Genomic DNA, 12,721 nt, shown 5'->3' with positions numbered 1-12,721 from the left:
CCCAGGCACCATGGACGCGCCATCAGTGACAGCCATTTCACGCACGGTTTCCAACCATTGCCGGGGCCCCCTTGGCCACTGCCTAGCAATCAGCTGAAGATTCATTGGCCCTGACGGATAGCCTCGGCCACTTCCTGGCCATTGATCCGCCCTTTGAGCACACTGCCAGCGTTCGGCGCCAGTGGTGCCGGCCAACGCATGCTGGCACCCGGCAACACATAGCCCAGCAAGCCTTCGGCCAGCGGCTTGGCCTGACTGCCCTGCTGTACCACCACATCCGTCAGGCGTGCGTGGACAGGGCCAGTGTTGCGCAACTCCACATAGGGCTTGCCCTGTATCGTGACCGCACGCCAACTCAGTTGCGGCTTGCCGACACTGTCGACGCTGCGCTTGCCCTCGGGATCTGGCTTGCCCCACAAACCCTCGCCGTAGACGAACAACGGCACCGAATAGCGCATCTGCAGGCGAATGGCCGCGGTGGTGCCTTGGCTGGCATTGTCGGTGGGCAGCGGCGAAGGGATTTCATCGATGATGATGCGGTATGCCTGCTCCTGGCCGGCAGGTGAACTGCCGGTGCGGGTCAGTCGTACGAGTTGCTTCTGCCCCGGCGCGATGGTGGCCACGGGCGGGCTGCCGATGATGTCGCGCTGGGCCTGGAACTGCTCCTGGTAATCGCCTTGGCGCCAGGCGAATACTCGAACCTGCAGGCTTGCCGGCGCCGTCCCGCGGTTTTCCAACCACAGCGCACCGGCTTTCTGGCCCGCCTCCAGCACCGGGTCGATCGGCCAGATCAGCACCGAGGTGGCCGCCCCAGCCGGCAAACAGACCAGCAGCAACCCCCCGATCAATCCTCGCGCACACTTCGCGCCTGACGCCATACTGCTCTCCTTGATTGCTTGTCATGGTTGCCGGCTGCATCACCAGGTCACCGTCACCTGCACCACGTCGGTGTAGGTGCCGGCTGGCAAGGTGCCGCTCAACAGCGTCCGGCCATAGACCGGTAACTTGATCGCGGTGGGGTCGGCGTAGCTGACGTTTAGGCTCGCCCCAATCCCCAGCACCTGGCTGTAGGCGGCATCGCTGTAGAGTTGATACGCCAATAATTGGCTTCCACCGCTGCGCTTGAGGTTGCGTGTACCACTGGCGGAGTTCTGGCCGCCGTCCAGGCTCATGCTCAGGGTCACCCCCGGGGTGCACTGGAACGTCACCGTGGTGCCGCCCAGGGACGTGTTCAGGGTGCTGGTCGACAACGCCGACTGGGTACCGAAATCCAGCAGGCCATAGTTGGTCGCGCCGCCGATCACCAGGCAGCCAGCAACGATTTGTGCGGAAACCTGGAATGTGCTGCTGGTCGCCGCATCCAAAGGCGCGGCCAGCAGCGCCCCCGCCCCCGCGAGGCAGATGTTCGTCCATGGACGCATGACTCAGAACGACAGCTCGACCGCCACGGTGTCGGTATATACCCCCGCCGGCAGGCCAGCCTTGCCCCGTGCCTGACCGTACAGGTTGACGGACTGGGCCACGCCTGTGCTGGTCGGTAAGGTTATGGTGCCGTCGATGGGCAGCAGCGTGGTGCGCCCGGCATCGGTATAGAAGTCGTAAGGCACGAAATTGCCATTGCCATCGGACAAGGCTCGCGTCCCACCACTGGACTGGCCATCATGAGTGCCCGTGCGCACCTTGATCACCGGCACGGTGCCTGCCGAACAGAGGATGCTCATCGCGGAGGCGCCACCGAGCACCTGCGCGTTGGCGCTGGTGAACAGGGCTTCCTGGCTGCCGAAGTTGAGGGAGCCGAAGTTCAACCCCGAGTCGCCTGAAGTGCCGTTGACCTGGCACGCGGCAGTCAGCGTGAGCGTCGCACTGATGGTGCCAGTCACCGTGGCGGCCTGAGCCTGGTACGCCAGCGCCAATCCGAGGCCGGCGAGGATACAACGGGTGATTGTCGTGCGCATCGGAGTCTCCTTGCGTGATTACCAGTCCAGAGTCACTCTCAGGGTGTCGCGATACAGCCCGGCCGGCAGCGCGCGCGATTGCGCTACCACCACGCCGTAGATGGGAATCGGGATCTGCTGGGCGCTGCTGATGGTGAACGCGCGTGCCTGGCCAATGCCGTAGTGGCTATTGCCACCCGGGTCCAAGGCCAGTTGGTAAGGGATGGTTTCGCGGCCGTTGCTGAGCCGACGCACACCATCGCTACCGTTGAGGCCACCATTGATTCGCACGTTGAATGCCCTGACTTCAGGCGTGCAGCTGATCCTCAGGCTGCCCTCACCGCCCACTTCGTCCACCCGCCCGCGTAACGGCTGGTCCCAGCTCGGCCCGCGCGCGCCGAAATCCATCACCCCCGGATTGGCCAGGGTAGCGGGCTGATCGGTACCGTTGCTGATCTGACAGGCCGTGCTGATGACCAGGCGCGCCTGGATGAACCCGGTGGTGGTGCCATGGGCTATGCCACTGGGCAACAGCAGTGGACCAAGGCTAAGCAACAAGATCGAGGTTCGGTTCATGGCGTCGCGTCCCTGGTCATGGGGCTTCCTACCAAGTCACTGTGACTTTGAGCATGTCAGCGTAAAGCCCCGCTCGCGGGACCCAGGCCAGGCTGTCGATACGGGCGTAGAGCGGAAGCGCCACCGAGCCGCTGTCAGGCACCCGTGCCGAGTGCGGCACACCCGCCGCTACCGGCTCGCGCCAAGCGGCATCCCGGTATAGACGATAAGGAATCGGACGGGACTTGCCGTCGTTGCTCGCCAGGTAGCGTAGCTCGCCGACTCCGCCATGCTGGCCACCATCGACCCGCACCTGATACGGCGTATCAGGATTGCATTCCAGGCGCGGGGGGCGCCGGCTGATCAGCACGCCGCTCAACGGTGTGCCTGGGCCGTCCAGGCGTGCGGCGGCCCCCAGATCGATTCGTCCCAAGGCCTGCGCGCCGGCGTCGCGTTGCTGGTTGACCAGCATGCAACCGCGCTCTACCTGAACCCGCACTTCCACAAGGAAGTCAGTCGCCACGGCATTGCCGCTCAACAGCAGGCCCAACAGCGCGGCCAGAAGGCGTTCCGTCACTCTTTTATCCTTGTATTTATGTGCTGGATTTCAGCGTAGCAGCGGAATGCAGTTCCCGTGATGGCCTGGAGCCACTCTTTTGTATTAACTCTGACGCGCGACGTGGTGCCAAATGAGTAAGAAAATTTACCCATACACCGAACCCGCGACGCTTCCCATGCCTCAAATAGCTATTGGGCCGGTAAAGCGGCCTACATTCTGTTACGTTAACCACCATTCAACAGCCTGTATCAGACGCATGCACGATGCATGGGCGCAGAAGGACAGGAGTTTTCATCGATGACTTTAGACAAAGCGCTTGCCGAAGCCCTCGAGCGGTGCGCCCAGGAGCCGATCCAGGTCCCAGGCAGCATTCAGCCCCATGGGTTTTTGCTGGTGCTGGACGAGCATGATCTGCGCGTCCTTCAGGCCAGCGACAATACCGAACGCTGGTTGGGCGTGCCGGCCAGGGAGCTGCTGGGCAGCCTGTTCGCCGACCTGATGAGCGGATCCTTCGACCTGCGCGGGCACCTTGCGCGGCTGCCTGCGCAGGAAGTGTTCCCGTTTCACATAGGCGATGTGCGCCTGCGCCCTGGTTCACCCTACGGCGACGTCCTGCGCTTGTTGGTCCATCGTCACGACCAGGTGCTGATTACCGAGTTCGAGCCTTTGCGCACGCCGCAGGGCCTCGAAGCCCATGGTGACTACTATCCGCTGGTTCGGGGTTTCGTGGGTAGCCTGCACAAAGCCGGCAGCCTCCAGGCATTGCTGCAACAGTCGGTGGAGCAGATCAAGCGCATCACCGGCTTCGGTCGGGTCAAGGCCTACCGCTTCGATGGCGAGGGTAATGGCGAGGTACTGGCCGAAGTGGCGGATGACGGTTATCCGAGTTACCTGGGCCTATGCTTCCCGGCCTCGGACATTCCGCGCCAGGCCCGCGAGTTGTACCGGGTCAACCGGATTCGGGTGATCGAGGACGCCCATTATCAGCCGGCAAACCTGGTTCCCGCCGCCAACCCGCGCACGGGCAAGGCGTTGGACATGAGTTTCGCCACCCTGCGTAGCGTTTCGCCGGTGCACCTGCAGTACATGCGCAACATGGGCACCCTGGCGTCGATGTCGCTGTCGATCGTGGTCGATGATCAGCTGTGGGGCCTGATTTCGTGCCACCATGCGCAGCCGCGTCCCGTGGATTTGCGCACCCGCACCGCCTGCGAACTGCTGGCCAGCGTGCTGTCGCTGCAGATCGAGTCACGCGAATCCCATGCCCGTACCCGCATGCTGCTCGACCTGCGCCAGCATATCGTGCAGATGATTTCGTCGATGGCCGACCATGACAGTGTCAGCGAGGGCCTGCACCAACTGCCGCAGGTACTGCTGGACTTTGCCGGTGCAACCGGGGCTGCGGTCATCTCCGCCGAACGCTGCGAGCTCATCGGCCAGACACCACCAGTCGCGCAGGTGACTGCACTGGTGCACTGGCTGTCCCGGGATGACGAAGTGGTATTCCATAGCGACAACGTGGGCCGCGACATCGACGAACTTCCCGAGCTCACCCGTCACGTCGCAGGTGTGCTGGCCGTGGCGATTTCGCAGATCCATTCGCATTACCTGCTGTGGTTCCGGACCGAGCAGGTTCGCACCGTGCAATGGGCCGGGCGCCCTGAAAAACATATCGGCCCGCAGGGCAATCTCGACCCGCGGCACAGCTTCGAACGCTGGCAGGAAGAGGTGCGTGGCTACAGCGAACCGTGGGACCCACTGCTCATCGAAGGCGTCGTCGAGCTGCGCACCGCGGTGCTGGGCATCGTCCTGCGCAAGGCTGAAGAGCTGGCACAACTGGCGAACGAACTGCGTCGCTCCAACAAGGAACTGGAGGCCTTTTCCTATAGTGTGTCCCACGATCTGAGGGCGCCGCTGCGCCACATTGCCGGGTACAGCGAACTGCTTGGGGAAATCGAAGGTGAAGTCCTCAGCCCACGTGGCAGGCGGTTCTTGCAGCACATCGGCGAGGCAGCGCAGTTCGCTGGCAGCCTGGTGGACAACTTGCTGAACTTCTCGCAGATGGGCCGCTCTGCCTTGCGCCTGTCGGACGTTGACCTCAACGCCCTGATCACCGCCATTCGTAGCGATCTCGCGCCGGACTACAAAGACCGGGAAATCGTCTGGGACATCGCCGATTTGCCAAAGGTGCACGCCGACCCCGCCTTCATCAACATGGCCTTGCAGAACCTGATCGCCAACGCCATCAAGTATACCCGCGGGCGAGCGCCGGCCCGAATCCAGATCAGTGCTGTGCAACACCCGACAGAAATCGAGATCTGCATTCGTGATAATGGCGTAGGATTCGATATGGCCTATGCCAACAAACTGTTCGGCGTGTTCCAGCGCCTGCACCGCATGGAAGACTTCGAAGGTACCGGCATCGGCCTGGCGAGTGTGCGACGCATCATCGAGCGCCACGATGGCCGGGTGTGGGCCGAAGGCCAGATCGACCACGGCGCTGCATTCCATTTCACCCTTCCACGTGACCCCTCGATTTATTGAGGCACCTGAAACCATGCTCAAGCCTATCCTGCTGGTCGAAGACAACCCCCGTGACCTGGAGCTGACACTTCTGGCCCTCGAGCGCAGCCAGTTGGCCAACGAAGTCATTGTCCTGCGCGATGGCGCCGATGCCCTTGACTACCTGCTGCGCCGTAATGCCTATGCCGGGCGCGACGATGGCAACCCGGCCGTCTTGTTGCTGGACCTGAAGCTGCCGAAGGTCGACGGCCTGGAAGTGCTCAAGGAAGTTCGCGCCACCGCGGAGCTGCGCAGCATTCCCACGGTGATGCTGACCTCCTCGCGGGAAGAGCCCGACCTGTTGCGTGCCTACGAACTCGGAGTCAACGCCTACGTGGTAAAACCGGTGGAGTTCAAGGAGTTCGTTGCCGCGATCTCCGACCTTGGCGTGTTCTGGGCCGTGCTCAACGAGCCACCTCCCGGATCACTGAGACTGAACCGCCGTGGCAACAATTGAGGCGAGCGCAACCATGCTGCCGACTCCGCTGAAACTGCTGATGGTCGAAGACAGCTCGATGGATGCCGAGCTGACCTTGGTGCGCCTTGAACGCAGTGGGCTACAGGTGCAATCGCAATTGGTCTTCAACCATACCGAGGCTGAACATGCCCTGCGCGAAAACGACTACGACCTGATTCTCTGCGATTGCGTGCTACCCGGCTCATCGGGCACCGAAGTGCTGGCCATCGCCCAGCGCCTGGCGCCGGATGTGCCGTTCATTTTCTTGTCTGGCATCTACGGTGAAGAGCATGCGGTGGAAATGATCCGCCTGGGTGCCACCGACTACGTGCTGAAGAAGAACCTGCCACTGCTGCCCAAGGCGGTTCGCCGGGCCATGACCGAAGTGCAGGAGCGCCAGCGTCGGCGTCGCGCCGAAGAAGCGCTGGCCGATGTCGAGGCACGGGCCCGCATCGCCATCAACGCGGCAGGCATGGGCACTTGGGATTATCGACCCCAGGAAGACGTGCTGCTGTGGGATGACCGTTGCAAGACCCTGTTCGGTCTGCCCACCGACACCGAGATGAACCTTGAGGTGTTCTACGCCGGCATCTACCCCGACGACCTGCAAATGGTCCGGGACGCCGTCAACCAGGCCCTTTGCACGGACAGCGACGGGCATTACAGGGTCGAATTCCGAATCGCCCTGCGCAACGGCATGGAGCCCCGCTGGTTGCTTAGTAGCGGCCAGAGCCAATGGGTCGATGGCCGGTGTGTACGCTTTTCTGGTGTGCTGCAGGACATCCACACCCAGCGCATGGCCACCCAGGCGCTCAAGCAACTCAATGAGATGCTCGGCGAGCGGGTGGAACGCCGCACTCGCGAGCGCGACCGCGCCTGGGAGCTGTCCCAGGACCTGTTGGCAGTGCTCAACAAGGACCTCACCCCCGTCGCGCTGAACCCAGCATGGGAGGCCAGCCTGGGGTTTTCCCGCGAGCGTCTGAGCCAGGTTTCGCTGTTGCATCTGCTTCCCGAGGCCGACCAGGAAACCCTGCTCACCGAGCTGGCGGCCCTGGCCCATGGTCGCACCAGTGCCCGCTTCGTCAGCCGCATCCAGCATGCTGGCGGACAGCAGCGCTGGTTGTCCTGGGTGGTGGTGCCTGAAGACACCCTGCTGTATGTGGTAGCCCGTGACATCACCAGCGAACGTGAGTCCGCGCTGGGTCTGGCAGAAGCCAACACCCGCTTGCGCGAACAGATCACCGAGCGTGAGCGCATCGAGGCCGCACTGCAGCAGATGCAGCGGCTGGAGGCGGTCGGCCAGCTCACCGCCGGGGTCGCCCATGACTTCAACAACCTGCTGACGGTGATTCTCACCGGCGCCTCCTTCCTCGAGCGCGACCTGGCCAAGGCCGACATGGATAAAGCCAGGTCTCGCCTGACCCACATCCGTGAAGCCGGGGAGCGTGGCGCCAAGCTGACTTCGCAGTTGCTGGCATTTTCTCGCCGTCAACGTCTGGAACCTGTCCCATTGAACCTCAACCAGACACTGGCCGGGCTGGAGGAACTGCTGCGCCGCACCCTGGGCGGCAATGTCGCGGTGCGCCTGGACCTGGACACCAACCTCTGGCAGGCGCTGACCGACCCGACCCAGACCGAGATGATCATCCTCAACCTGGCGATCAATGCCCGCGATGCCATGACCGACGGCGGCCAGTTGACGCTCTCGACCCGCAACACCCGGATCAAGGCACGTCCCCAACGTCCGGAAGACCCAGAGCCTGGCGAATACGTGATGCTGAGTATCCGCGACACCGGTTGCGGCATGAGTGAAGAGGTGCTGGCCAAGGTCTTCGAACCCTTCTTCACCACCAAGGACATCGGCAAGGGTTCTGGTCTGGGTCTGGCTCAGGTGTTCGGTTTCGCCAAGCAATCCGGCGGTGGCGTGCGCATCGACACCGAGCCAGGGCGCGGCACCCAGGTCGCGGTCTACCTGCCGGCGGTCAAGCAAGAAGTCGAGGCAAGGCCGATCGTGGCCAGCATCGCACCATCGGTCAGCGAGAGCGGCCGGGACCGAACCGTGCTGCTGGTGGATGATGACCATCTGGTACGCGACATGATCGGCGATGTGTTGCGCCAGTACGGCTATCAGGTGCGCCAAGCGCACAACGGCGAGCAGGCACTGGCACAACTGGACGAAGGCATCGACCTGCTGCTGACTGACTTCGCCATGCCTGAATTCAATGGTGCCCAGCTGGCCGTGGCCGTGCGTGAGCGCTTCCCGCGCCTGCCGGTGGTGTTCCTGACCGGCTATGCCGAACTGCAAGGCCTGGAGTTGCCGGGCAGCCTGGTGATCCAGAAACCGGTGCAGGCCGAGGAATTGGCGCGGATATTGAAGGAATTGCTCGGCATGCCAGGATAGGCATGATGCGCAGAAACGACTTTACCCAGCGCCGATCGACTCCGCACTGAGCTTTGAATGTTCTACGGGAAAATGGCAGGGGCGGCTGGATTCGAACCAACGCATGGCAGGATCAAAACCTGCTGCCTTACCGCTTGGCGACGCCCCTGTATCGGAAGTAACGATCATTAACTTGATGTTACTTTGACAATTCCAAGTGAGTGACAACTGGGTTGTTGTCTTGGAATGCGCGGCACTTTAACAACATTATTCGTACCTGGGAAGCCCCTAGTGCAAAAAAAATTGCAGTAAAACAGCGAGTTAGTGTTTTTCGGTATTCGAACGCCAGCTACCGCACAAGCAAGTCGAGGGTAGCTGGATCGGCTTCCCCGGCATAAAACTGCAAAAGCGCCTGGTCGATCACGCTGTCATGCGGGTCGACCTGGGCGAACAGCGTGAGGCAGGAACGAAGCTTCAGATCGTCAGGCCGACCAAGGATCTGGCGAGCTGTCTTATCGGTGTGGGGCAGCAACGCATCGATGCATTGCAGCAAGCGGGCGCCCAGCAGCGGATGGTTCAGGTACGCCCGCGCTTCGGCCAAACCGGAAATCGCGTAGCGCTCGGCCATGGCGCTGTGCCCGAGGCCATCGAGCTGCGGAAAGATGAACCACATCCAGTGGCTGGTCTTGTGTCCAGCCACAAGCTCGCTCAGCACACGCGGGAACACCTGCTCCTGCGCGTCCACGAAGCGGGACAACTGAAAGTCATCGCTCATCCGGGCACCTCGCTTGCAATTGATGGGGGCTGCACCGCAACCCTGAGCGCTCAGCGATCCCCCTCAGCTCAATCCGATACATCGCCTGCAACGATGATTGCCTCCAAGTTTCTTTATTAGTCAAAATAGACGGCTTCCCGCAGACTGCACCCCGCCCTGCCATAGCCCAAGGAGGCTTCGTCTTGCCCGCCTGGATTCCGTCCCCTTTGCGTCAGCTCGGCCAGCGCCTGCGCGCCGGTATGTCCAATGACAGCGAGTTGCTTGCCTGGTTCGAAGACAAGGCCAGTGCCCGTGGCTACCAGCTCAGCGAGGGGCAACGCAGGGTCATCCAGTGCATGTCCGAGCAACTGGCCCGACTGGCGCAAGGCCAGCCTCGCAGCCTGTACCTGCATGGTTCGGTGGGCCGTGGCAAAAGCTGGCTGCTCGACGGTTTCTTCCAGGCCGTGCCGGTGCAGGCCAAGCGGCGCCTGCATTTCCACGATTTCTTCGCCCGCTTGCACCAAGGCATGCATCGCCACAGGGCCCTGGATGACGCCCTGGGCGCGACGCTGGACGAGCTCCTGGGCGATTGCCGGGTACTGTGCTTCGACGAGTTCCATGTGCACGACATCGGCGACGCCATGCTGCTCACCCGCTTGTTCAGCGCCTTGTTCGAGCGCGAAATTTTCCTGCTGGTAACCTCCAACTATGCGCCGGAGGGCCTGCTGCCCAACCCGCTGTACCATGAACGTTTCCTGCCGGTGATCCGCCTGATCAACAGCCGAATGCAGGTGCTGGAAGTCAGTGGCGATACCGATTTTCGTAGCCTGCCGGCCAACCGCGAGCACCAGCGTTTCACCTACGGCAGTTTTGTATGGCCTGGCGATGCTGCACAACGCCGGCTGCTGAACGTGCCAGCGCTGCAGCCGATCATGCTGGAGGTCAACAAACGCCCCCTGCGCGCGTTAGCCACAGCAGGCCGACAAGTGATGTTCGCGTTCGAGGACTTGTGCGAGCACGCCACAGCGGTCATCGACTACCTGGTGCTGACGCAACAGTACGATGAATGGATCATCGACCGGCTGGATGATTTGTCGGAGTGTTCATTGGCCGCGCAGCAACGCTTCGCCAACCTGGTGGATGTGCTGTATGACCAGGACAAGCAACTGACGGTCATCGGCCAGCGACCACTGGCCGACAGCCTCGGTGGCACGCTCGCCGACCTGATGCGCACGCGTAGCCGCCTGGGGCAGTTGCATCAAATCGGACCGGATCGCGACTAGCTTCTTGTGTTGCGCTCGCTGACCCTACCGCGTGCAAGCCAGCTGCTGCTAGTGCACCGGTCACCCAAGGCCGACCCGGCACCCGGTCCATGTGGACGCGGCCCCGCGTCGCGAAAGAGCTGCGCAGAGCCCCAGCCATCGTGACACCGAAGCCAGGGCTCTGCGGCACGATAGCATCTAACCAGCCCGTGGCAAGTCGGCCAGCACTGCTTCGATCTCCCCCAGCACCGCTGGGTCATCCAGGGTCGACGGCGGCACATAGTCCTGGCCATCGGCGATCTTGCGCAGCACCGCCCGCAGGATTTTCCCTGAACGCGTCTTGGGCAAGCGCTTGACCAGGCGTACCCGGTTGAAGCACGCCAGCGCGCCAATCTCTTCACGCACACTGCCGACCAGCTCGACCAGCAGCTGCGACTCGGCAATGCCCTCCCCGTCCTTGAGCACCACCAGCGCCAACGGCACCTGGCCCTTGATCTCGTCATGCACGCCGATCACCGCGCATTCGGCCACTGCGGGATGTCGTGCCACCAGGTCCTCCATCTCGCCAGTGGACAGGCGATGCCCGGAGACATTGATCACATCATCGGTGCGCCCCATGATGTAGACGAAGCCGTCATCGTCCAGATAGCCGCCATCACCGGTGTGGTAATACCCCGGATAAGTCCGTAGGTAAGCCTGCAGGTAACGTTCGTGATCACCCCATAGCGTCTGGCTGCAACCCGGCGGCAGCGGCAATGCGATGACGATCGAGCCCTGATGATTCGGCCCAAGCAGGCGCCCTTCGTCATCCAGCACGCGGACGTTGTAGCCGGGTACCGCTCGGTTGCTGGATCCAGGCCGCGCCGCGCTGCCTTCCAGGCCCACGCAGGGGGCGGTCACCGGCCAGCCGGTTTCGGTCTGCCACCAGTGATCGTGCACTGGTTTTCCGCTGACCCGTTCCAGCCACTCGTGGGTACTGGAGTCGAGCTTCTCACCCGCCAGGAACAGGTGGCGCAGCGAACTCAGGTCATGACGACGGATCAGTTCTCCGTCCGGATCCTCCTTGCGGATCGCACGCATCGCCGTCGGCGCACAGAACAAGGCGTTGACCTTGTACGCCTCGACCACGCGCCAGTAGGCCGAAGCATCCGGCGTGCGAATCGGCTTGCCTTCATAGAACACCGTGGTGCAGCCATTCATCAGCGGGCCGTAGACGATCAGCGAATGGCCCACCACCCAACCCACGTCGGAGATGCCCCACCACACATCGCCAGCCTGCATGCCATAGATATGGCGCATGGCGTAGCACAAGGCGACCGCATTGCCACCGTTCTCGCGCACGATGCCCTTGGGTTTTCCAGTGGTTCCGGAGGTGTACATGATGTAAAGCGGGTCGCCGGCTTCCAGCTCCACCGGGGGCACCGGCTTGGCGTCGACAAGGGCCTGGTTCCAGTCAAGATCGCGCCCTGCCTGAAGCTCGGCACGCGCTTGCGGACGTTGCAGCACCAACACCTGCCTGGGCTGGTGCCTGGCCAGTTGCAAGGCACGATCGACCAACGGCTTGTACTCGATCACCCGATCGAACTCCAATCCGCACGAGGCCGTGAGCAGTAACGTTGGCCGGGCATCGTCGATACGCAAGGCCAGTTCATTGGCGGCAAAGCCACCGAACACCACCGAGTGCACCGCGCCGATACGCGCACAGGCGAGCATGGCCATGGCCGCCTGCGGCACCATGGGCATGTAGATGATCACGCCGTCACCCTTGCCCACGCCCAGCTCACGCAGCAGTCCGGCCAGGCGTGCCACCTCATCGCGCAACTGGTTGTAGGTGAAGCTTTGCTTCACGCCGGTGACCGGCGAATCGTATATCAGCGCCAATTGCTCGCCCCGGCCCTGCTCGATCTGATGGTCCAGGGCCAGGTAGCAACTGTTCAGGCGACCGTCGGCGAACCAGCGATGGGTGCCATCAGGGTTCTGTTGCAGGGTTAGGGAAGGCTTGCGGTGCCAGGCCAGCCGTTCGGCCTGTTCGGACCAAAAAGCAGCAGGGTCGGAAATGGAGTGGGTGTAGCTGTGCTGGTAAGTCATGGCGAAGGAAACCCGGTACTTGTTGTTATTGAAGGGCGGATACTGAGTATGGACCCGCGCGCCGGGGCCGCCATGGGACTAAAGTCACAACCGACCTGCAAATTTGCAGACAACGCAATTGCGCCCCATAACAGTGCAAAGCCTCTAGAATAGGCCGCCCCTTCAGTCAC

11 protein-coding genes and 1 tRNA gene are annotated in these 12,721 nt (G+C 62.5%); 4 read left to right on the top strand and 8 right to left on the bottom strand.

Going from position 1 to position 12,721, the window contains the following annotated elements; translation table 11 throughout:
* Window positions 1-101 precede the first annotated feature (101 nt).
* From P3R38_RS08600 to P3R38_RS08580, 5 genes are read right to left on the bottom strand one after another with little or no spacing between them, the layout of a single operon-like run.
* Window positions 102-878: a molecular chaperone gene (locus tag P3R38_RS08600; protein ID WP_023379713.1), complete on the bottom strand. Its 777-nt coding sequence runs from the start codon at window positions 876-878 to the stop codon at window positions 102-104.
* A 39-nt stretch (window positions 879-917) separates the two neighbouring features.
* Window positions 918-1,421: a spore coat U domain-containing protein gene (locus tag P3R38_RS08595; protein WP_277686995.1), complete on the bottom strand. Its 504-nt coding sequence runs from the start codon at window positions 1,419-1,421 to the stop codon at window positions 918-920.
* Window positions 1,422-1,424: 3 nt separating this feature from the next.
* Entirely contained in the window at window positions 1,425-1,955 is a 531-nt protein-coding gene (locus P3R38_RS08590; protein WP_023379711.1) for a spore coat protein U domain-containing protein, read from the bottom strand.
* Between the two features lie 18 nt (window positions 1,956-1,973).
* Window positions 1,974-2,510 (bottom strand): spore coat U domain-containing protein, encoded by a 537-nt coding sequence (locus tag P3R38_RS08585; protein WP_023379710.1) that lies wholly within the window; start codon window positions 2,508-2,510, stop codon window positions 1,974-1,976.
* A 28-nt stretch (window positions 2,511-2,538) separates the two neighbouring features.
* Complete coding sequence (locus tag P3R38_RS08580) at window positions 2,539-3,066, bottom strand: spore coat U domain-containing protein (RefSeq protein WP_027907733.1); 528 nt, start codon at window positions 3,064-3,066, stop codon at window positions 2,539-2,541.
* Between the two features lie 279 nt (window positions 3,067-3,345).
* On the opposite strand from P3R38_RS08580, the gene P3R38_RS08575 reads away from it, so the two are divergent.
* From P3R38_RS08575 to P3R38_RS08565, 3 genes are read left to right on the top strand one after another with little or no spacing between them, the layout of a single operon-like run.
* Window positions 3,346-5,592, top strand: coding sequence for an ATP-binding protein (locus P3R38_RS08575; protein WP_277686994.1), 2,247 nt, complete (start codon window positions 3,346-3,348; stop codon window positions 5,590-5,592).
* 13 nt (window positions 5,593-5,605) lie between these two features.
* Entirely contained in the window at window positions 5,606-6,067 is a 462-nt protein-coding gene (locus tag P3R38_RS08570) for a response regulator (protein WP_023379707.1), read from the top strand.
* Between the two features lie 13 nt (window positions 6,068-6,080).
* Complete coding sequence (locus P3R38_RS08565) at window positions 6,081-8,468, top strand: hybrid sensor histidine kinase/response regulator (RefSeq protein ID WP_104881967.1); 2,388 nt, start codon at window positions 6,081-6,083, stop codon at window positions 8,466-8,468.
* Window positions 8,469-8,541: 73 nt separating this feature from the next.
* On the opposite strand, the gene P3R38_RS08560 is transcribed toward P3R38_RS08565, so the two are convergent.
* Together P3R38_RS08560 and P3R38_RS08555 are read right to left on the bottom strand one after the other, a co-directional pair.
* Window positions 8,542-8,616 (bottom strand) — tRNA-Gln (locus P3R38_RS08560).
* 180 nt (window positions 8,617-8,796) lie between these two features.
* The gene (locus P3R38_RS08555) at window positions 8,797-9,222 is read right to left on the bottom strand and encodes a DUF1810 domain-containing protein (protein WP_023379705.1); all 426 of its coding nucleotides are present in this window, start codon (window positions 9,220-9,222) and stop codon (window positions 8,797-8,799) included.
* A gap of 182 nt (window positions 9,223-9,404) precedes the next feature.
* Between P3R38_RS08555 and zapE the strand changes: the two genes are divergently transcribed.
* Window positions 9,405-10,484: a cell division protein ZapE gene (gene zapE, locus P3R38_RS08550; protein WP_277686993.1), complete on the top strand. Its 1,080-nt coding sequence runs from the start codon at window positions 9,405-9,407 to the stop codon at window positions 10,482-10,484.
* 177 nt (window positions 10,485-10,661) lie between these two features.
* Here zapE and P3R38_RS08545 read toward each other — a convergent pair whose 3' ends face one another.
* Complete coding sequence (locus P3R38_RS08545) at window positions 10,662-12,551, bottom strand: propionyl-CoA synthetase (protein ID WP_023379703.1); 1,890 nt, start codon at window positions 12,549-12,551, stop codon at window positions 10,662-10,664.
* Window positions 12,552-12,721 lie beyond the last annotated feature (170 nt).

The sequence above is a fragment of the Pseudomonas sp. NyZ480 genome (genome assembly GCF_029537255.1).
Lineage (GTDB): Bacteria > Pseudomonadota > Gammaproteobacteria > Pseudomonadales > Pseudomonadaceae > Aquipseudomonas > Aquipseudomonas taiwanensis.
The sequence above is the reverse complement of the archived record's forward strand: the minus strand, read 5'-3'. Positions and strand labels throughout refer to the sequence as shown.

Coding starts and splice junctions, on each gene's coding strand:
- P3R38_RS08600 (WP_023379713.1), bottom strand. CDS start 878: ATGGCGTCAGGCGCGAAGTGTGCGCGAGGATTGATCGGGGGGTTGCTG.
- P3R38_RS08595 (WP_277686995.1), bottom strand. CDS start 1,421: ATGCGTCCATGGACGAACATCTGCCTCGCGGGGGCGGGGGCGCTGCTG.
- P3R38_RS08590 (WP_023379711.1), bottom strand. CDS start 1,955: ATGCGCACGACAATCACCCGTTGTATCCTCGCCGGCCTCGGATTGGCG.
- P3R38_RS08585 (WP_023379710.1), bottom strand. CDS start 2,510: ATGAACCGAACCTCGATCTTGTTGCTTAGCCTTGGTCCACTGCTGTTG.
- P3R38_RS08575 (WP_277686994.1), top strand. CDS start 3,346: ATGACTTTAGACAAAGCGCTTGCCGAAGCCCTCGAGCGGTGCGCCCAG.
- P3R38_RS08570 (WP_023379707.1), top strand. CDS start 5,606: ATGCTCAAGCCTATCCTGCTGGTCGAAGACAACCCCCGTGACCTGGAG.
- P3R38_RS08565 (WP_104881967.1), top strand. CDS start 6,081: ATGCTGCCGACTCCGCTGAAACTGCTGATGGTCGAAGACAGCTCGATG.
- P3R38_RS08555 (WP_023379705.1), bottom strand. CDS start 9,222: ATGAGCGATGACTTTCAGTTGTCCCGCTTCGTGGACGCGCAGGAGCAG.
- P3R38_RS08545 (WP_023379703.1), bottom strand. CDS start 12,551: ATGACTTACCAGCACAGCTACACCCACTCCATTTCCGACCCTGCTGCT.